The sequence below is a fragment of the Actinobacillus lignieresii genome, from assembly GCF_900444945.1.
GTDB classification, from domain to species: domain Bacteria; phylum Pseudomonadota; class Gammaproteobacteria; order Enterobacterales; family Pasteurellaceae; genus Actinobacillus; species Actinobacillus lignieresii.
Window position 1 is genome coordinate 97,988 of sequence record NZ_UFRM01000001.1, and the last position, 20,528, is coordinate 118,515.

Annotated in this window: 18 protein-coding genes and 3 pseudogenes; 8 read left to right on the plus strand and 13 right to left on the minus strand. The window is 41.3% G+C overall.

Annotated elements, in window-relative coordinates; translation table 11 throughout:
* Window position 1: 1 nt before the first annotated feature.
* The 3 genes and pseudogenes from DY200_RS10740 to DY200_RS00490 all read left to right on the plus strand — a co-directional run.
* Window positions 2–115, plus strand: a pseudogene (locus DY200_RS10740) (L-serine ammonia-lyase, iron-sulfur-dependent, subunit alpha); the annotation flags it as partial.
* 192 nt (window positions 116–307) lie between these two features.
* Window positions 308–2,065, plus strand: coding sequence for a transferrin-binding protein-like solute binding protein (locus tag DY200_RS00485; protein ID WP_115586498.1), 1,758 nt, complete (start codon window positions 308–310; stop codon window positions 2,063–2,065).
* A 91-nt stretch (window positions 2,066–2,156) separates the two neighbouring features.
* Window positions 2,157–4,961, plus strand: coding sequence for a lactoferrin/transferrin family TonB-dependent receptor (locus DY200_RS00490; RefSeq protein WP_115586499.1), 2,805 nt, complete (start codon window positions 2,157–2,159; stop codon window positions 4,959–4,961).
* A gap of 100 nt (window positions 4,962–5,061) precedes the next feature.
* On the opposite strand, the gene fis is transcribed toward DY200_RS00490, so the two are convergent.
* From fis to pepQ, 6 genes and pseudogenes are all read right to left on the minus strand, one after another.
* Window positions 5,062–5,358, minus strand: coding sequence for a DNA-binding transcriptional regulator Fis (fis, locus tag DY200_RS00495; protein WP_006247967.1), 297 nt, complete (start codon window positions 5,356–5,358; stop codon window positions 5,062–5,064).
* 30 nt (window positions 5,359–5,388) lie between these two features.
* Window positions 5,389–6,231, minus strand: a pseudogene (gene dusB, locus DY200_RS00500) (tRNA dihydrouridine synthase DusB); the annotation flags it as partial.
* A pseudogene (locus DY200_RS00505) lies at window positions 6,230–6,505 on the minus strand (pseudouridine synthase); the annotation flags it as partial. The pseudogenes DY200_RS00505 and dusB, both read right to left, overlap by 2 nt.
* Window positions 6,506–7,354, minus strand: a complete 849-nt coding sequence (locus tag DY200_RS00510; protein WP_115586501.1) for a DMT family transporter — start codon at window positions 7,352–7,354, stop codon at window positions 6,506–6,508.
* A complete protein-coding gene (locus DY200_RS00515) occupies window positions 7,354–7,818 on the minus strand; it encodes an FxsA family protein (RefSeq protein WP_115586502.1) in 465 nt (154 codons plus the stop codon). Before DY200_RS00515 ends, DY200_RS00510 begins: the two co-directional genes overlap by 1 nt.
* A gap of 22 nt (window positions 7,819–7,840) precedes the next feature.
* Window positions 7,841–9,172 (minus strand): Xaa-Pro dipeptidase, encoded by a 1,332-nt coding sequence (gene pepQ, locus DY200_RS00520; protein WP_115586503.1) that lies wholly within the window; start codon window positions 9,170–9,172, stop codon window positions 7,841–7,843.
* Between the two features lie 24 nt (window positions 9,173–9,196).
* Here pepQ and tusA point away from each other — a divergent pair, with 24 nt between their 5' ends.
* Window positions 9,197–9,436 carry a sulfurtransferase TusA gene (gene tusA / locus DY200_RS00525; protein WP_005603270.1) on the plus strand — a complete coding sequence of 80 codons (240 nt, stop codon included), beginning with the start codon at window positions 9,197–9,199 and terminating at the stop codon, window positions 9,434–9,436.
* 49 nt (window positions 9,437–9,485) lie between these two features.
* On the opposite strand, the gene rraB is transcribed toward tusA, so the two are convergent.
* From rraB to ilvG, 7 genes are all read right to left on the minus strand, one after another.
* A complete protein-coding gene (rraB, locus tag DY200_RS00530) occupies window positions 9,486–9,926 on the minus strand; it encodes a ribonuclease E inhibitor RraB (protein ID WP_115586504.1) in 441 nt (146 codons plus the stop codon).
* A 1-nt stretch (window position 9,927) separates the two neighbouring features.
* The gene (gene yihA, locus DY200_RS00535; protein WP_005595740.1) at window positions 9,928–10,548 is read right to left on the minus strand and encodes a ribosome biogenesis GTP-binding protein YihA/YsxC; all 621 of its coding nucleotides are present in this window, start codon (window positions 10,546–10,548) and stop codon (window positions 9,928–9,930) included.
* Between the two features lie 313 nt (window positions 10,549–10,861).
* On the minus strand, window positions 10,862–11,284 hold the full coding sequence (locus DY200_RS00540) for a DUF805 domain-containing protein (protein WP_115586505.1): 423 nt from the start codon (window positions 11,282–11,284) through the stop codon (window positions 10,862–10,864).
* Between the two features lie 37 nt (window positions 11,285–11,321).
* Window positions 11,322–12,152 carry a ZIP family metal transporter gene (locus tag DY200_RS00545; RefSeq protein WP_115586506.1) on the minus strand — a complete coding sequence of 277 codons (831 nt, stop codon included), beginning with the start codon at window positions 12,150–12,152 and terminating at the stop codon, window positions 11,322–11,324.
* A gap of 150 nt (window positions 12,153–12,302) precedes the next feature.
* A complete protein-coding gene (gene ilvD / locus DY200_RS00550) occupies window positions 12,303–14,138 on the minus strand; it encodes a dihydroxy-acid dehydratase (RefSeq protein WP_115586507.1) in 1,836 nt (611 codons plus the stop codon).
* A 117-nt stretch (window positions 14,139–14,255) separates the two neighbouring features.
* Window positions 14,256–14,474, minus strand: a complete 219-nt coding sequence (ilvM, locus tag DY200_RS00555; RefSeq protein WP_005603275.1) for an acetolactate synthase 2 small subunit — start codon at window positions 14,472–14,474, stop codon at window positions 14,256–14,258.
* A gap of 17 nt (window positions 14,475–14,491) precedes the next feature.
* Window positions 14,492–16,144, minus strand: a complete 1,653-nt coding sequence (gene ilvG, locus DY200_RS00560; protein WP_115586508.1) for an acetolactate synthase 2 catalytic subunit — start codon at window positions 16,142–16,144, stop codon at window positions 14,492–14,494.
* Between the two features lie 399 nt (window positions 16,145–16,543).
* Here ilvG and nrfA point away from each other — a divergent pair, with 399 nt between their 5' ends.
* Genes nrfA through nrfD form a run of 4 tightly spaced genes read left to right on the plus strand, consistent with a single transcriptional unit; the run spans window position 16,544 to window position 20,365 of the window.
* Window positions 16,544–18,052, plus strand: coding sequence for an ammonia-forming nitrite reductase cytochrome c552 subunit (gene nrfA / locus DY200_RS00565; RefSeq protein WP_005614311.1), 1,509 nt, complete (start codon window positions 16,544–16,546; stop codon window positions 18,050–18,052).
* 20 nt (window positions 18,053–18,072) lie between these two features.
* Entirely contained in the window at window positions 18,073–18,720 is a 648-nt protein-coding gene (gene nrfB, locus DY200_RS00570) for a cytochrome c nitrite reductase pentaheme subunit (protein ID WP_115586509.1), read from the plus strand.
* Window positions 18,720–19,397: a cytochrome c nitrite reductase Fe-S protein gene (nrfC, locus tag DY200_RS00575; protein WP_005618707.1), complete on the plus strand. Its 678-nt coding sequence runs from the start codon at window positions 18,720–18,722 to the stop codon at window positions 19,395–19,397. Before nrfB ends, nrfC begins: the two co-directional genes overlap by 1 nt.
* Complete coding sequence (nrfD, locus tag DY200_RS00580; protein ID WP_115586510.1) at window positions 19,397–20,365, plus strand: cytochrome c nitrite reductase subunit NrfD; 969 nt, start codon at window positions 19,397–19,399, stop codon at window positions 20,363–20,365. Before nrfC ends, nrfD begins: the two co-directional genes overlap by 1 nt.
* Window positions 20,366–20,528: the final 163 nt, after the last annotated feature.

Consider the following 20,528-nt stretch of genomic DNA (forward strand, 5'->3'; position numbering starts at 1 on the left):
GGTTAGTTTAGATAAAGTGATTGAGACGATGTATGAAACTGGTAAAGATATGAATGCGAAATATCGAGAAACTTCAAAAGGTGGATTAGCAATTAAGATTCTGCCTTGTGATTAAAGTAAAAATCCACCTTTTGGTGGATTTTTGCACCGCTAATTATGCCTTCCTTCATCTCCCCTAATTAAAAACATTAACTTACCGTAAAAACGTTTAGCATAATCCTGAAATAATAAAGTTCAAATCTTTACATTAGTTTATATAATTAATAAAATGAGAATTATTACTATTTGTTTTATAAAAGGAGACACCATGTTTAAACTTAAAAGTAGTTTTGTGTTGCTTAATGCAGCACTACTGGCTGCTTGTTCATCAAATGGAGGAAGTTTTGATGTTCAATCCGCCAAAGTTGAATCTCAAACGCAAACTACCCCCAAAAAGCCAAGTTTACAAGATGATAATAGCAATGCAAGACGTACAGTAAATAGTACTGAAGCGGAAGCCCTATTGAAACCGGGATTTGGTTTTTCAGCCAAAATTCCGCGTCGTAATTTACAACCTTTTGCGAAAGGGGGGGAAGAAGTCGCTCCTATTGGTGATATAACGGAGATTACTGGAGATATAACCAAAATTCCGTATGAAGAAGAGGTAAAAGCGTACGGTAGGAGTGATGACGGATTTAGTCATACTCATGATGGTAAGCACAAACTACATACAAGAGATTTTAATTTTGTCCGTTCCGGCTATGTTCTGCATTCTGGTGCAAAACCTGAAATAAAGCCTAAAGAAATTTTGCGAACAGGTGCACATGGGTATGTTTACTATTTAGGCACTGAACCAGCAAAAGCAATGCCTACTCAAAAAGCTACTTATAAAGGATATTGGGATTTTACTACCGATGCAAGAAAAGGGAGAGATAGTAAATATTTTTCTGATTCCGCAGGCATAAATATTGGTGCGACACCGGAAAATAGTCACGATGTTAATGTGGATGACCCTACAAAACCAATGGGACATACAGGAGAATTTACGGCTGATTTTGCTAATAAAACTTTAACTGGAACATTGGTGCGTAATGGATATGTTAGTCGTAGCAAAGATCAAGAAATTACGCCAATTTACGATATTGATGCAAAAATTAAAGGTAATCGCTTTTCAGGTAAAGCAAACGCAAAAAATCCAGATGATCCTTATTTTGGGAAAAGCTCTACGACACTAGAAGGCGGATTTTTTGGTGGGGAGGCTCAAGAACTTGCCGGTAAATTCTTAGCTGATGATAAGTCGGTATTTGTTGTTTTTGCTGGCAAACGAGATGCTAAAAAAAATGACAGTGAACGTACCTTTGATGCTTTCAAAATTAAACTTAAAGATTTAAATAAATCTGAGATGGATACTTTCGGGAATGCGACACATTTGATTATTAACAATAAGCAGATTCCACTTATTGCAGAAGGTAAAAAAAGCTTTGCCGAGATGAAATTTGATGATGTGGTTACTCGTATTATTGATGGGAAAACGTACCGAATTTCAGTTTGCTGCAATAATTTGGATTATGTCAAATTTGGGACTTATAACGAAGAAAACAATAGTGATAGTGCTCATCAATATTTAGTAGGTGAACGGACAGCTGTGTCTGATTTACCAACAGGGACAGTACAATATCGTGGTACTTGGAATGGAGTAATGCATAGCAAATCCGGTTCGGTAGGGGCTGAATCGCCAAGTAACAGCGAAAGTGGTACTCGTTCACTCTTTGATGTTGATTTTGCCAATAAAAAAATCAATGGCAAACTGATTGCTAATGATGGTGTTGAAGAACGCCCAATGCTGACACTTGAAGGCGAGCTGAAAGGGAATGGTTTTGCAGGCACAGCCAAAACGGGCGATTCTGGTTTTAATCTTGATCCGAAAAGTACGAATGGTGGTACGGTAGTGCATATGAATGCTCAATTTGAAGGGGGATTCTACGGTCCTAAGGCAACTGAATTAGGTGGCGTTGTACATAGTGCAGAAACGGATAAAGATAAAGTCAGTATTATGTTTGGCGGTAAACGTCAAATAGAAAAATAATCATAATTTCTTCGCTCGTTTCACTTAAGCAAGCGGATTATTTTTTATAAAAATTTGCAAAATTAAATAAAGGAGATCCTACTTAATGATAATGAAATATCATCATTTTCGCTATTCAACCATTGCGTCAGCGGTGTTGTTTGCACTTTCCCATTCATATAGTGCGGCGACTGAAAATGAAAAAATGACAGAAAATAGTGATGTGGCTGTTTTAGACGAAGTTATTGTAACAGAAAGTCGTTACGCTCACGAACGTCAAAACGAGGTAACCGGCTTAGGAAAAGTTGTTAAAAATTATAGTGAGATGAGTAAAAATCAAATTCTTGGGATTCGTGATTTAACTCGCTATGATCCCGGGATTTCGGTTGTTGAACAAGGTAGAGGGGCTAGTAGTGGTTATGCTATTCGAGGAGTAGATAAAAACCGAGTTGCTATGTTAGTTGATGGTCTACCACAAGCACAGCATTATAATACTCTCGGCTCAAGTGCTAATGGTGGGGCGATAAATGAAATCGAATATGAGAATATTCGCTCAATTGAATTAAGCAAAGGGGCAAGCTCTGCTGAATATGGCTCTGGTGCTCTCGGTGGAGCAATTAGTTTCCGCAGTAAAGATGCTCAGGATGTAATTAAAGATGGGCAACAGTGGGGATTAGATACTAAGACCGCTTATACCAGCAAAAATAGCCATTTTTTACAATCTATTGCCGCTGCGGGAGAAGCCAACGGATTTGAAGCCCTTGTGATTGCGACCCATCGTCACGGTAAGGAGACAAAAATCCACTCTGCAGCTAATAAAGTACATCATAATATTCAACGTATAACTGGTTTCGAAAATCGCTATGATCTTTACCCCGGGTCTGCACAAAATGCTCCAGGAGGGCTATTTTTTATCGTAGAAGATGTTTGCCCAACACTAGATTGTACTCCCCGTGCCGATGTAAAACTGAATCGTGATAATTTTCCGCTTAGAAAAGCACCTGAGTATACTCTTGAAGAGCGTAAACAGCTTGAGCAAATTCCTTATCGTACTAAGCAACTATCTGCTAAAGAATATACAGGTAAAGAGCGTATTGCACCAAATCCTTTGGATTATAAGAGCAATTCTGTTTTTGTGAAATTAGGTTATCATTTTAACTCCTCTCATTATCTTGGTGCGGTTTTAGAAGATACGAAGCAGCGTTATGATATGCGTGATATGCAAGTACCTGCTTACTATACAAAAGAAGATATTAATATTAGGGTAGATAATTTATGGAAATTAAATTCGGTCTATGAAGGTAATAATATTTTAGATGGTTTAGTATTAGATAGAACAATTCCTTATGGGCTTCGCTATAGCCATGTAAAATTTTTTGATGAACATCATCATAAACGTCGTTTAGGTTTCAATTATCAATATAAGCCGGAAAATAATCGTTGGCTGGATAGTTTTAAACTTATTGCTGATAAACAAAATATTGAGTTATATAGCCGTATGCACCGCTTGCATTGTAGCGATTATCCGAACGTTGATAAAAATTGCCGCCCTAGCTTGGATAAAGCTTGGTCTATGTATCAAACTGAACGCAATAATTATCAAGAAAAACACCGCTTGATCCGCTTAGAATTTGATAAAGCATTTACTGCTGGGCAAGGGATATTTAAACAGACTCATAAGATGAATTTTAGCCTTGGCTTTGATCGTTTTAATTCTCTAATGAACCACGGTGATATGTATGCCCAATACACCAAAGGCGGCTATATCAATATTCGCGGCAGAGGACGATTAGATGATCCTTATATCTATCGACGCCTTCCACGTAGTATTGAAACTGTATCATTATGTGATAATAAACAGGGTGGTATTTTAAACTGCGAACCTCGTAAAATTAAAGGGGATAGCCGTTTTGTCAGCTTCCGTGATTTAATAACTAGCGAGTATGTTGATCTTGGCTTAGGGGTACGTTTTGATCAACATCGATTTAAATCTGATGATCTATGGACACTTAGTCGAACTTATCGAAATTGGTCTTGGAATGGTGGTATCACGCTCAAACCAAGCGACTTTATTGCACTTTCATACCGTATTTCCAATGGATTTAGAGTACCGGCTTTCTACGAACTTTATGGTAAACGAACTCATATTGGCTTGATTGATAATGAATATGTGCAAAATGAGCAACGCAACCACCGCTTAGAGCCGGAAAAATCAATGAATCATGAAATGGGGGTAAGTTTTAAAGGGCAATTTGGTTATATTGATGTGAGCTATTTCCGAAATAATTATCGGAATATGATCGCAACGGCTTGTAAAAAACTCACACATAAGAAATCCGAATGTTTCTATAACTACCATAATATTCAAGATGTGGTTTTAAATGGAGTGAATTTAATCGCTAAATTCGATCTACACGGTATTCTCTCACTAATTCCTGATGGATTTTATTCTTCGGTAGCGTACAACCGTGTCAAAGTAAAAGATCGGAAACTCACCGACCAAAGATTGACCAGTGTAAATGATCCGATATTAGATGCGATTCAACCTGCTCGTTATGTGTTTGGATTTGGCTATGATCATCCCGAAGAAAAATGGGGAATTGGAATTACAACTACTTACTCTAGAGCTAAAAAAGCAGAGGAGGTTTCCGGAACACGACACCACGGTATACATCGTGTTGATTTAGGCGGTAAGCTCACCAATTCTTGGTATACGCATGATATTACGGGCTATCTCAACTATAAAAATTATACTTTACGTGGCGGTATTTATAACGTAACTAATCGTAAATATTCCACTTGGGAGTCTGTACGCCAATCTAGTGTGAATGCAGTCAATCAAGACCGGGGTAGCAATTACACTCGATTTGCCGCACCGGGGCGAAATTTCAGTTTAGCATTTGAAATGAAGTTTTAGACGGTAAAATAAAATAGAAAAACGCTGAATAGTATATTCAGCGTTTTTTGTTGGCTCTAATTACATACGAATTAAAATCGTGTTTTAACGGTCGGTTAGATTAACCCATACCGTATTTTTTTAATTTTTTGCGTAATGTGCCACGGTTAATGCCTAGCATTGTAGCTGCACGGGTTTGGTTGCCACGGGTGTATTGCATTACCATATCTAGCATTGGGTGTTCGATTTCAGATAATACTAACTCGTATAATTCTGTCGGATCTTCACCGTTTAATTGTGATAAATAGTTTTTTAATGCAGCTTTTACATTATCACGTAGCGGTTTATTCACCTGCTGGGCTTGTGCATTTAACATTGTTACTGTTAATGGGTTTTGTGTAGGTTGTTGTTCTAACATTTTTTTCTATCCAACTTTATTATTAAGATTCTAACGAATCGATTTAACAAAATCTTCTAATGCGTTTAATTGCTCTTTGGTTGAGCTTAACGTATTAAAAGTGCGTTTAAAATTTGATTCCGGCTGCAAGTTTTCTACATACCAGCCAACGTGTTTGCGGGCAATTCGATAACCTTTTTCTTCACCGTAAAATTGGTGCAGGTCTTCAATATGCTTAAACATCAATTGATACTTTTCAGTATCGGCTAAGCCGGAATATTGTCCAGTTTCAAAAAAATCATTGATTTCCTGAAATAACCAAGGGTTACCGAAACTGCCACGCCCAATCATTACCGCATCGGCATTGGTGTAATCCAACACATATTTGGCTTTTTCCGGTGAGGTAATATCGCCATTGGCTATGATGGGGATCGAAACAGCCTGTTTGACTGCTTTGATACTTTCATATTCAGCCTCTCCGTTGAATAAGCAACTGCGGGTACGCCCGTGAATAGACAGGGCTTTAATTCCCGCCTGTTCTGCAATTTGAGAGATTGTCAGGCAATTTCTGTTTTCAGGATCCCAACCTGTTCTGATTTTTAAGGTAACAGGCACATTAACAGCATTTACAACTGCATTTAATATGTCAGCCACCAATTCAGGTTCACGCAGCAGGGCGGAGCCTGCCATTTTTTTGTTTACCTTTTTAGCGGGGCAGCCCATATTAATATCAATAATATCGGCTCCATATTCCACATTCACTTTTGCGGCTTGTGCCATCTCAAGCGGATCAGAACCTGCAATTTGTACGGCATTGATTCCAATTTCTTGGTGGTGTGCTAAACGCAACCTTGATTTTTCGGTATGCCATACCTCAGGATTAGTGGACATCATTATTAGTCAGTAACAATAAGCCTTCGCTGTCACGATCTAAACGACCGACCGGATAAATCTGTGGAATCGGAGTAAAATCTTTCAGTGTTTGTCGCCCTTGTTCATCCGTGAATTGAGTCAGTACGTCGAACGGCTTGTTAAACAACACGACTACAGTATCTTCAAACGAAAGCAGTGGTTTAAGCGGTCGTTTTTTTGCTCTATTTTGCAAGTGCGGTTTGTTTGTTGCAGAACGAGGAGTGTTTTTTTGATTAAATTTAGCTTTAAACATCATTTATTTCTTTAAGTTAGCCCAAGCGACCGAGAGTAGAATAATCGCACCGCCAATCAACATTTTTAATGTCGGCACTTCGTTAAAACATAGCCACGCAATTGCAATCGCATATACCGGCTCAAGCGAGATAATCATCGAAGCGGTACGGGCGTTGATCGTATCGAGGCTGGAAACAAACAGCGTGTATGCCAATGTGGTACAGAAAAAGCCGATACAGAAAATCCAAAACCAATCGAGGGCAGGAGCATTGAGCAAACTTGTCGTCGAAAAAGGTAAAAGGATCAACATCGCTACTAAATATTGCCACCAGCTCGTTTGTGTACCGGATAATTTGCTCATAGTTTTCCGATTTACAACCGCCAACACGCCATAGACCAAAGCGGATAAAACACCCCATAAAAGCCCTAATGTCGCATGATTGTCAAAGGTAAATTCCGGTGTGACCAAAATTAAGCCGATAGTGATCGCCACAAGTAAAAAGCCTTCACGATAACTGAGTTTTTCTCTAAAAAAGAGCATTTCAAATAATGCGACAAAAGCAGGAAAGCTGGCGAAGCCTAAGGTTGCTAAGGCGATACCGCCTACTTGCACGGCAGTGAAAAATGTCACCCAATGGGCGGTAAGTAAGACGCCGGAAAGCACTTGGTTAAAGAATGCTTGGCGAGTGAGTTTTACAAGCGGTTGTTTTTTCCATATAAAATACAAAGAGATACAAACAAGCGCAATCATCACTCGCCCAAGCACAAGTGTATCCGGGCGGCTTTCAATTAATGCACCGAAAATACCGGATGTACCAAAAAGGATTGCGGTAAAATGCACTTTCAAGAGTGCGAGCGTATGTTTATCCACTATTTAATCCATTTATCTTGATCTTGTTTACGTTCAAATTCGGCATCGAAGGTATTGTTATCTTGCTGTGAAAATTGACCGCTTGAAAAATGGCTAAAGCGTACTCTTGCTTTAAAGAAACGCATCAAATAGCGTTCGGCAATATGACGAGTTACCGGCAACATTAATAAAATCGCAATAATATCGCTTAAAAAACCAGGAATAATTAAAAAAATGCCTGCTAAAATAAACAGGAGTGAGCCGATAACCGCTTGGGTCGGGATTTTGCCTTGGCTTAATTCACTACGAATTGAATAAATGGTATATAACCCACGTAATTTCACAAACCATAAGCCTAATACCGAAATACCGATCAGTAACAAAATCAGCGGTAGTACCCCGATTTGGGAGCCGATTGAGACCAGTAGTGAGATCTCGAGGTAGATATACAGAAAAATGCCGAATAAGATAAAAAGAAATGGCATAACAGTTCCTTATTTGAATGCTTTAATGATCAGAAAGTTGAAGTTCAATTTCCGCTTTTTGGGTTAAATTCTCCGCTCCTTGTGAACGCATCACAATATTGTCTTCGGTACGGATGCCGCCGAATTGTTTAAATTCAGCGATCTTTTGCCAATTAATATGACGTGCAAGCGGGCTATTTTGCAACGGATTCAGCAACATATCAATGAAATAGAACCCCGGTTCGATCGTCAGCACCATATTTTCCGCCAAATCACGAGTACAGCGCAGACTTGGATAAACCTCCGGCGGTGATTTGCGAGTACCACGATGATTTTGTTGGAAACCGGCGACATCGTGTACTTGTAGTCCAAGCAAATGTCCTAAACCGTGTGGCCAAAAGGCTCTGGAAATCCCTTCTTCAAAAATTTGTTCCGGTGTAAGGCGAACAAAATCATATTCGTGCAGCATTTCAGCAATCCATTGCTGCATTTGCGTATGATAACTCAGATAGTTTACCCCAACAGTGAGTTGCTCAATAATGCGAGATTTGTATTGTTCCATTTGCTTAATCATTGCTGCAAATTCGCTATTAGGATCAGCCGCATAAGTACGAGTAATATCGGAGGCATAACCGTGTACGGTTGCACCGGCGTCAATCAGAAAACTTTGTTGTTGCGGATTAGGAACACAATCAAGCTGGGTATAGTGTAAAATAGCCGAATGTTTATTTATGGCAATAATATTGCCATAAGGCACATTTAAATCGGATTGCTGACTGGCTTTTAGATAAGCGAGGTTAATTTCAAACTCGCTTTTCCCTTCAAAAAAGGCTTGTTTTGCCGCCTGATGACCTTTTAGTGCTGCAAATTGTGCTTGGTAAATGGCTTTGATTTCAAATTCACTTTTAATCGAACGTTCGAAATGGAGCTGATTCAGCACTTTTTGCGGATTGATTTGGTTAAAACCAAGCGATTTTGCCAAGTTTTCATCTTCACCGATAAAGGCGCAAGCGGTCGGATTTTGGATAAATTTTGCAATTTCTTGGCTATCTTGCAAAATCATCCATTGAAATTCATCTGCAAAAAAAGCATCTGTCGGGGCAGTCGGTGGCGTATGCCAATAATCGTTCGGCGCATAGAAATAGACGGTCGGTTTATTTTTGCCGTCTAAAAATAACCAGCAATTTTCTGCTGTCGGAAAAGGGAAGAAGTAGTTAAAATGTGGGTTTATTTTAAAGGGGGCGGTTTGATCATCTAAAAAATGATAGCGAGCCGTACCGGAGTGAATCCATAAACCGCTGAGAAAGTTAGTTTCTAAAATCATTTGAACGACTTGCTGTAGTCGCTTGATATGTTGTGTAAATAATAGTTTCATAAGATAAAAACATAAGAGAAAAATATGACGGATATAAAAATTGATCAAACATTAGATACGCTTGGGCTACGTTGCCCGGAGCCGGTAATGCTCACTCGCAAAACCATTCGTAATATGGCGGAAGGCGAGGTATTATTAATTGTGGCGGATGATCCTGCCACTACGCGAGATATTCCAAGCTTCTGCGAATTTATGGATCATCAATTGCTAAATAGCGAAACGGAAAACACCCCGTATCGTTATTGGGTCAAAAAAGGGCTTTAAGCACAATAAAATAATCCCCCACACGAGCGTATGGGGGATTTTTTAGCTATTAGTGACGTGTAATTTCTTCTTCGTCAAAATCAAAATCCTCATCTTGATCATCGAAGAATTCGCCGTCTTCACCATATTCATCATCTTCCGCATTCGGATCTTCAAAATAAGTACCCCAACCTTCATATTCCGCACCGACTTTTTCAATCAGCGGCAGTAATTCTTTTTGTTGGGCGGTAATGATGTCGGCATTTAAATTGACTTCGCTCACGATATCGCATACGAAGATCACTTTGCCATTCTCTTCTTCAACTTCTTCCGCTTCTGAGATTTCATAGCCGAGTTTATAAGCATCCACTACTAATTTTTCCAGTTTATCAAAATCACGGTGTGCCACGTGGTGTTCGATAATATAAAGAGCTTCCGGATCCGAACCGTCGTTTAATAGGTTTTCGATGATCTCGTCCGTTTCTTGGCGTAATTCGTTTAAATCGTACATATTATGCTCCTTGATTGAGGAATTGCTCGGCAAACCAGCTATCCAATTTACCGGAAAGTTTATCGATACCGACTTTGTTTAAAGCGGAATAGGCTTCGACTTGAATATCGCCTTGGAACGGTAAAATCGCTTCTCGCACCATTTTTACCGTTTTACTTCTTGCGCTTTGGCTGAGTTTATCCGCTTTGGTTAATAGCAATAACACCGGTAATTGTGCGGATACTGCCCATTCTATCATCTGTTGGTCGAGATCTTTTAACGGGTGACGAATGTCCATTAGGATTACCACACCGCGTAAGCATTCACGTTTTTGTAGGTATTCGCCTAACGCTTTTTGCCATTGGAGCTTCATTTGCTCAGGTACCGCGGCATAACCGTATCCCGGTAAATCGACTAACTTACAATTCGGTTCGACTTCAAATAAGTTAATTAACTGGGTGCGCCCCGGTGTTTTTGAGGTTCTTGCTAAGTTTTTTTGGTTGGTTAATGCATTGAGAGCTGTAGATTTACCTGCATTTGAACGACCGGCGAAGGCAATTTCCACACCATTGTCTTCCGGTAAATGACGGATATCCGGTGCGGAAGTTAAAAAATGAGTTTTGTGATAGTTTAGTTTGAGCATTATTAATAGTTTCTTTTTTTAATCTTATATAGATAAATATTGAGTGATGTTTAATTTTTTCCTACTTTCTTTGCGTTGCCAAAGAAAGTAGGCAAAGAAAGGCAACCCTACTTTACCGCTTTTCTTCGCTTAGTTGAAATTTGCTTAACGAAACATTTTAGATTCGCCCTCGGCTCAAGAAAAATGTTTCTACAAATTGCAACACACTCAGGCGGTTCAGAAGGGAATAAAAGTTCAAGCAGATTATAGCGTTTTTGTTATTAGTTACATATCGGCAGCCTCAAAGAGGCATTATATTTAACCTAGTACGATTCTAGCGCGCTAGGAATTTAACACTTAGTCCCTTTTCCCCATACTGGTTCGCTTGCGGATTACCTTTAAATACACCCCATTCCAGCAACAACATCGTACCGATAAACATCGGCATCATTATCCCCAATAGCCATTGCATCGTGTCTTGCGCGGAAAGCGATACACCATAGCACACAAGCGGTACAAATGCCATAATAACCGCTTTTCCCGAACGGTTTCGGTCGTGTAGGCGTTTAATAATCACCGCAGATAAACTGTATAGCGATAATGCAAGCGGAAGCAAACTGATCAGATTGAAAGCGGTCGAATTTAACCAAAAATTTGCAACGATAAATAAGAAAATAAAGTTAATCGCAAAGCCGATCCAAAAGCCTTGGCGGTTAAGCCGCCCTTGAAACGAAAACAGTGCCTTATACCAAATCATATCAATCCTTTTTAGATGAAGCGTTATGTTCGGTAGCTTAGCCTAAAGCCACGTCCAATACCATCATAATTACAAATCCCACCATTAAGCCCAAGGTAGCGATATCGGTATTGCCGCCGCTTTGCGATTCGGGAATTAGCTCTTCCACCACTACGAAAATCATCGCACCGGCGGCAAAAGCGAGCGCATAAGGTAGAATTGCCGTCATAGAAAGTACGAATGCGGCGCCGATAACGGCGGCAATAGGTTCGACAACGGCGGACATCGCACCCCATAAAAACGCTTGTTTACGGCTTTTGCCTTCGCCTCGAATCGGTAAAGAAAGCGATGATCCTTCCGGAATATTTTGTAAACCGATCCCGACGGCTAAGCCGAGTGCGGCGGTAAGCATCGCCTGATGATCGGCAACATCCGAAGCTAAAGCGCCGAACGTGACACCTAAAGCAAGCCCCTTCGGAATATTATGAATGGTGATAGCCAAAAACAATAGCATACTTTTAGACAGATGTTTTTTGAACTTCGGCATCCCTTCCGCATCGGTAAGCGGTTTGCTTAAATGTAAATGCGGAACGATTTTATCGATCATCCGTAAGAAAAAACCGCCGGCAAGGAAACCGACCGCAGCCGGTAGCCACGCAAGCGAACCGTAACTCGGTTCGGCATATTCCAGCGCAGGGGCGAGTAACGACCAAAACGAAGCGGCAATCATCACACCGGCGGCAAAGCCCATCATCACGTCCAGTAATTTGCGGTTTACCGTTTTAAAAAAATAGACAAAAGCCGCACCGAAAATAGTACAGCCCCAAGTAAACAAACCGGCGATAAAGGCTTGTAAAATCGGGTTCAGCGATAAAAACAAATCAAACATTTGCATTCCTAATAAAGAGATCTCAAACGGAGATCAAAAAGCGGTCGAATTTGCTCGAATTTTTGCAAATTATTTTGCAATTTTCTAGCGAGATTTGACCGCTTTTATAAGTTTTAATCAATAGATTTTATAAGTCTTGATGAATAACCTTTACAATTTGGTTTTATCACGCACCGCACCTTTGTCCGCAGAGGTTGCGAAGTGACCGAACATTTTTAACGCCATCGAAACTTCACGTTGGCGATTTGCCGGTTTCCAGCCTTTCGCATCTTGTTCCGCACGGCGTACCGCTAATTCTTCATCCGAAACTAAAAGTTGGATTGAACGGTTTGGAATATCGATCGCAATTTTATCGCCGTCACGTACTAAACCGATTGTACCGCCGGAAGCCGCTTCCGGTGAACAGTGTCCGATAGATAAGCCGGATGTACCGCCGGAGAAGCGACCGTCAGTTAATAGCGCACATTCTTTACCTAAACCGATGGATTTTAAGTAAGTGGTCGGATACAACATTTCTTGCATACCCGGGCCGCCTTTCGGGCCTTCGTAACGAATGATCACCACATGGCCGGAACGTACTTTACCGCCTAAAATACCTTCCACCGCTTCTTCTTGGCTTTCAAACACAATCGCATCACCGGTGAATTTTAAGATGGATTCATCTACACCGGCAGTTTTTACGATACAGCCGTCCAGAGCGATATTACCGGTTAGCATTGCTAAACCGCCGTCTTGGCTATAAGCAAATTCTTTTGAACGGATACAACCGTTTTGACGGTCGTCATCTACCGTATCCCAACGGCAATCTTGTGAGAATGCTTTAGTGGTACGAATACCCGCCGGGCCGGCACGGAAGAATTTATGTACTGCTTCATCTTTCGTGAGGGTAATGTCGTATTTAGCAATCTGTTCGCCGATCGTCATACCTAATACAGTACGTGTATCCGAATGTAATAAATCGGCACGTTCAAGTTCGCCTAAAATTGCCATAATACCGCCGGCACGGTGTACGTCTTCCATATGGTATTTATTGGTATTCGGTGCAACTTTCGATAAACACGGCACTTTACGTGATAAGCGGTCGATATCCGCCATGGTGAAATCGACTTCCGCTTCTTGTGCTGCGGCTAATAAGTGTAAAACCGTATTGGTTGAACCGCCCATCGCGATATCTAAGCTCATTGCATTTTCAAATGCCGCTTTGGTTGCGATTGAACGCGGTAATACGCTCGCATCGTCTTGTTCGTAATAACGTTTGCAAAGCTCAACGATTTGACGACCGGCAGTTAAGAATAATTCTTTACGGTCGGCGTGAGTGGCTAACATTGAACCGTTGCCCGGTAAAGATAAACCTAATGCTTCGGTTAAGCAGTTCATTGAGTTGGCGGTAAACATACCTGAGCATGAACCGCAAGTTGGGCAAGCGGATTTTTCAATCGCATCTACGTCATCGTCACACACGGTTTTGTCGGCACTTTTCATCATTGCATCAACTAAGTCTAATTTGATAAGTTGATCGGATAATTTGGTTTTACCCGCTTCCATCGGACCGCCTGACACAAATACCGCCGGAATATTTAAACGCATTGCTGCCATTAACATTCCCGGGGTGATTTTGTCACAGTTTGAAATACACACCATCGCATCGGCACAGTGCGCATTGACCATATATTCTACCGAGTCGGCGATTAAATCACGGCTTGGTAAGGAGTAAAGCATACCGCCGTGCCCCATTGCGATACCGTCATCCACCGCAATCGTATTAAATTCTTTTGCGACACCGCCGGCCGCTTCAATTTGCTCGGCAACCAGTTTACCCATATCACGTAAGTGGACGTGACCCGGTACAAATTGGGTAAAGGAGTTTACTACGGCAATAATCGGTTTGCCGAAGTCGTTTTCTTTCATTCCTGTTGCACGCCATAATGCACGTGCGCCTGCCATATTGCGACCTTGCGTTGAGGTTGCGGAACGTAAAATAGGCATATCTTTCTCCAAATAGGGTATGTTGTGTTGGTTCGTTATTCGGTAAGCGGTTCGATTTTTCGATAAATTTGCAAAAAATTGCGAAAATTCAACCGCTTGTCCGATGTTTGTTATAAATTATTCGATGATGGTAACATCAATTAATTTGCTTAATTGATGTGTTAATAATTCAATAGCGCGCTCGCTTTGTACGCTTAGTGCGATTTCGAATTGGTTTCCGTTATTCCGTGCGTTCAGTGTTAAAACTTCAAAGCCTCGATGACGCACGACGCGTAAAATGCGCTCAAGTGTTTCGGGACGTTTTTCCGCTTTAAGCGTTAAATCATAACGTTGCATTTTTATTCTCCTCGATCTTAGACTTCATCATCCAGCATATCCGCATTACACGCACCCGGCGGCACAAGCGGCCATACGTTATCTTCTTCCGGAATACAAACGTGTAGCAGATAAGCGCCTTGCGCATTAAGCAAACGATCTAATGCGCCCGAAACTTCGCTCGCTTTTTCAATACGTTCGCCTTTAATGCCGAAAGCGGAAGCCAACACTACAAAATCAGGATTGTCGTCTAAAATGGTATTACTGTGGCGACCGTGGAAGAACAGCGATTGCCATTGACGCACCATACCTAAACGTTGGTTATCCAATAACACGATCTTAACCGGTAAATTACCGCGCTTAATCGTACCGAATTCTTGGATATTCATCATAATCGAGCCGTCGCCGGTGATTAAAATAACCGGATCTTGCGGGCGCGCTTTAACCGCACCGATTGCCGCCGGTAAACCGAAGCCCATTGAGCCGAAACCCGCCGAAGTGATAAAGTTTTCCGGTGCGAAATGTTGTAAGTGCTGTGCCGACCACATTTGATGCTGACCGACATCAGTGGTAATAATCGCATTTTTCGGTTTGCGTTGAGAAAGAGTATTCAGTAACGCTTTCGGATTAATATCGCCGTCGCCCGCATTATCAACATATTGGAAATCCAAATCCGCTTTTAAGCGTTTTACGTCTTCACGCCAAGGGTCAATATCCAACGGTTGCGCTAACGCATTAACCGCTTCAATCAAATCGCCGCGTAACGCGACTTGCGCTTTACGTAATTTATTGATTTCCGCAATATCAATATCGATATGGATCACTTTGGCGTGTGGCGCAAAGGTGTCTAATTTACCGGTTACACGGTCGTCAAAACGCGCACCGCATGCGATTAAAAGATCACATTCTTGTACTGCGTAGTTTGCCGCTTTAGTGCCGTGCATACCAATCATACCCATATAAAGCGGATCATCGATGGTAATTGTGCCTAATCCTTTTAATGTTGATACGGACGGAATATTTGTGACTTTTAGGAAATTTCTGACCGCTTGCACACCGCCGGCCATACCGACACCACCGCCGACGTAAAGTACCGGACGTTTAGCATTTACAAGTAACGTTTTCGCTTCGTTTAATAAGGTTTGATTTTGAGGTTCAACCGACTGTTTTTGATAAACAATAGGTTTTGCCGAAGTCGGCGCAAGTTGAATATCACGCGGAATATCCACTAATACCGGGCCGGGGCGACCGCTTTGCGCGATTTGGAAGGTACGTGCGATGATTTCCGGTAATTCTTCGATATTTTGCACGATAAAGCTGTGTTTGGTACAAGCGAGAGATAAGCCTAATACGTCCGATTCTTGGAACGCATCGGTACCGATTAAATGACTTGCCACTTGTCCGGTAATTGCGACGACCGGAATCGAATCTAACGCCGCATCGCCCAAGCCGGTAATTAAATTGGTTGCGCCGGGGCCGGATGTTGCGATACAAACGCCGACTTTACCGGTCGCACGAGCGTAACCGATAGCCGCCATCGCCGCACCTTGTTCGTTGCGTACTAATAAGTGATCTAATCCCGAGTCGTAAATCGCATCGTAGGTAGGCATGATTGCACCGCCCGGATAACCGAAAAGGGTAGTCACTCCGTGCGCTTTGAGGCTTTCTATGACCAAATTTGCACCATTCATGATGTTGTGTCCTTCTTTAATATTGTTATGTAGTTGAATCTATAGCGTGAAAGGGTTTATTGATAACATAGATTTTCGCTTTTTTAAACCTTAATCAAAAAAATAATTTTATTTAATGAAGAAAATCCTAATAAAAAGTTATGTGACGGATAAAAATCGGCAGGGATTTAATTTATATATGGCGATTAATAAAAATAGTTACTATTTGAGTAAGAAAGACTGTAACACTAAAGAGGTATTTGTAGGAATTTTGTTGATTTATTTCAATAAAAGTTAAGATTCGTCTGGCTAACCCCCTTTATTTTATTTTATGCTCATGCGTGAAACTTAAATGTTTATCTTATTGTTTTTAATAAGAAAAATTCTCATTTCTATCAGGCATTTTGTGGGGGACACAACGTGAAACGTTTAACTAAAAACCTAGCAATGGCAACCATTGCAATGTTGGGATGTTTATCATCAGCAGCATGGGCGGAAGAAAAACCGGCTCAAACACCATCTTTAACCGATAAAGCTTTAAAACATGAAAAACTAGGAGTGGTAGTAGAATCAGCAAACCATAAATTTGCTGAAAAATATCCGCTTCAATATAACTCATGGAAAGCAACTTCAGAATCAACCGACCGTGGTAGTGCTTTAGCGGCGGATCCTCGCTACGTTGTGTTATGGGCGGGTTATGCATTTGCAAAAGACTATAACAAACCTCGTGGTCACTATTATGCTATAACAGATGTACGTGAAATTTTACGTACTGGTGCGCCGAAAGATGAGAATGATGGTCCACAGCCAATGGCTTGTTGGACATGTAAAGGTCCTGATGTTGCACGTTTAATCGAAGAAAAAGGTGAACGTGGTTATTTTGATCCTAAATGGGCGAAATACGGTGCGGAAATCGTAAACTCAATCGGTTGTGCAGACTGTCATGACACAACATCGAAAGAGTTTGAAGAAGGCAAACCTGCATTACGTGTTGCTCGTCCACATGTATTACGTGCGTTAGAAACTGTAGGTTGGAAATTTGAAGATTTAGATAAACATGGCAAACGTACCGCAGTATGTGCAAACTGCCACGTAGAGTACTACTTCAAAGGCAAAACAGACGTAACTTTCCCATGGGATAAAGGTGTAGATGTAGATAGCATTGAGAAATACTACGATGAAATTCAATTTGCTGACTGGACTCACGCATTATCTAAAGCACCAATGTTAAAAACTCAGCACCCGGATTTTGAAATCTGGTCGCAAGGTGTTCATGGTAAAAACGGCGTAACTTGTATTGACTGCCATATGCCGAAAGTGAAAGATAAAGACGGTAAAGTTTATACGGATCATAAAATCGGTAACCCGTTCGATCAATTTGACGCAACGTGTAAAACTTGTCACGAACAAAGCAAAGAAACACTTGAGAAACGTGTGAAAGAACATAAACACCAAGTGAAAGAAGCAATGATTCGTTTAGAAGATCAATTAGTGAAAGCGCACTTTGAAGCGAAAGCAGCTTGGGAAGCAGGTGCAACTCAAGAAGAGATGAAAGATATCTTAACTGCAATTCGTCACGCTCAATGGCGTTGGGATTACTCAGCAGCAGGTCACGGTAGCCATATGCATGCACCTGACGTAATGCTTCACGTAATCGCATCAGGTATCGACCGTGCAGCGGATGCGCGTGCGCAATTAGGTGTGGTATTAGCGAAACACGGCGTGACAACACCGGTAGCAATTCCTGATATCTCTACTAAAGAAAAAGCACAAAAAGCGATTGGTTTAGATATTCCTAAAGATCAAGCTGCGAAAGACGAATTCTTACGTACAGTTGTTCCACAATGGGATGCGGAAGCACGTAAAAAAGGCTTATTACCTGCAGAAGAACCAAAAGCAGTTGTAGCACCAAAAGCAGAAGCGAAATAATAGAAGCTTGAGGTGAAATTATGAAAAACATTATCTCAAAAGCAGGGCGAGCAATCGCCCTCCAAGCGGTCGCTTTTGCAAGTTTTCTTGCAATTTCAACCGCTAGCCAAGCGGATATGCCGCAGCAACCTAAACCACTTTGGACGCAACAGGCCAGTGATGCGCAAATTGCGGAAGACACACGTCGCGACCCGAACAAATACTGTGTGCAATGTCACGAATCGGCAAATGCAACCGGCAAACCTTTCCATCATGCGGGTAAACACTTCCAAAAAGACGTGAAAAGCCCGAATACCGGCGAACAAGTAACTTGTGTAAGTTGTCACGGTAATATTTCCGAAAATCACCGTAAAGGCGTGAAAGATGTAATGCGTTTTAATCCGCACGGTAAAGCAAGTAACCCTTCACTTGAACGTTCGGTTCACGAACAAAATCAAGTTTGTGCGGCTTGCCATACCGCAGACAAATTACGTGAAAAATTCTGGGCGCACGATACGCACGCTGCGAAAATTTCATGTACGAACTGCCATGAATTACATCCGGAAAAAGAACCGATGAAAGGTATTGAAGAAAAACAACGTATTAAACTTTGCGTTGATTGTCATACCAAAGTTCAAAAAGGCGAGTTTAACACTCCGGCAAAAACAGAAGTGAAGGAAACCAAATAATGACTTGCACCCGTAGAGACTTCGTCTCAGGGGCAGGTGCTATCGCTGTCGTAGCAAGCACTGGGCTTGCTACCTCAGTAACTCTTGCTACTGAGAAAGAAGAGAAAAAAATTCGCTATGCGATGGTGCACGATGAAACCTCTTGTATCGGTTGTACCGCTTGTATGGACGCATGTCGTACGACAAACAAAGTACCGGAAGGCGTTTCACGTTTAGAAATTATCCGTAGCGAGCCTTATGGCGAATTCCCTAATGTCGAGTATGAATTTTTCCGTCAATCTTGCCAACACTGTACGAATGCTCCGTGCGTAGCGGTATGTCCGACAGGTGCTTCATTCGTAGATCCGGAAACCGGCATTGTTGATGTACATTCAGACTTATGTGTCGGTTGCCAATACTGTATCGCAGTTTGCCCGTACCGTGTACGTTTTATCCATCCGGAGAAAAAATCCGCAGATAAATGTAACTTCTGTCGTGATACTAACCTTGCGGAAGGTAAACAACCGGCTTGTGTAGAAGCATGTCCGACTAAAGCATTAACCTTTGGCGATATGAACGATCACAACAGCGAAGTGTACAAAAAAGTGCGTGAAAATCCTGTGTATCGTACTAAAGTTGCGTTAGGTACCGAGCCTAACTTATACCACATTCCATTTGGCAAGGGGGAGCATAGATAATGAACAGCTATATTCCGTTCCAAACCCCGAATTTAGTGTGGGACAGCACGATTGCGATTTACCTTTTCTTATTAGGTATTTCATCAGGTGCGGTGCAGTTGGCGATTGCTTATCGTAATAGCGGTGCAAAAATTGCAAAAAACAGCGATAACTGGGTTATCCGTAGTGCGGCGATTTTAGGTACGTTACCGACGCTTATCGGTTTAACATTATTAATTTTCCACTTGACCAAACCGTGGACATTCTGGAAATTAATGTTTAACTATAACGGTACTTCCGTAATGTCGATGGGGGTAATGCTATTCCAAGTTTACATGGCTGTGTTGGTTGTTTGGATAGCGATTATGTTCAAAGACTGGTTAGCAATGTTAGTTAATCGCTATTTGCCGATGTTTAAGTTCGTATTACCTTGGGTCGATTTTGCCGAAACTCGCTTACTCAAAGCGGTAGAATTCGTACTCTTTGTGTTAGCGGCTGTGTTAGGGGCTTATACCGGTTTCCTACTTTCTGCATTAATCAGTTATCCGATGTTGAATAACCCTGTATTACCGGCGTTATTCTTAGCATCAGGTACGTCCTCAGGTATTGCGGCGACATTCTTAGTGATTCTGCTTGCCGGTAAATTATCCGGCGAAAGCAACGAAGTACACTTTATGCATAAATTCGAAGTACCGATTATGGTTACCGAATTAGGTTTATTAGTTGCATTCTTTGTCGGTTTACACTTCGGCGGCGCAGATAAACAGTTGGCATTACAAAACGCCTTGTCAGGCTTCTGGGGAACGATATTCTGGGTTGGGGTATTCTTTATCGGTATCTTAATCCCGTTAGTAGCGAATATCTTCGGCAGCCATAGCTTGAAACATAATGTTAAGTTTATCATTTTAGTTTCAATCTTCGACCTAATCGGTGTACTCTGCTTACGTTACTTTATCCTCTATGCAGGACAATTAACCGTAGCGAGTTAATTTAATCGTATTTCTAACAAAAGCTCTGTTTCCTGAAATCAAGTCTTGCTTTGGTTTTAGGGAACAGAGTTTTTTTGTTTTTATTCGCAATAATAGCGGTTTTTTTACAATAAAGGTTTCAACTTTTAAATTGATAGGTGGTAATAGAACTAATAAAGCGTGG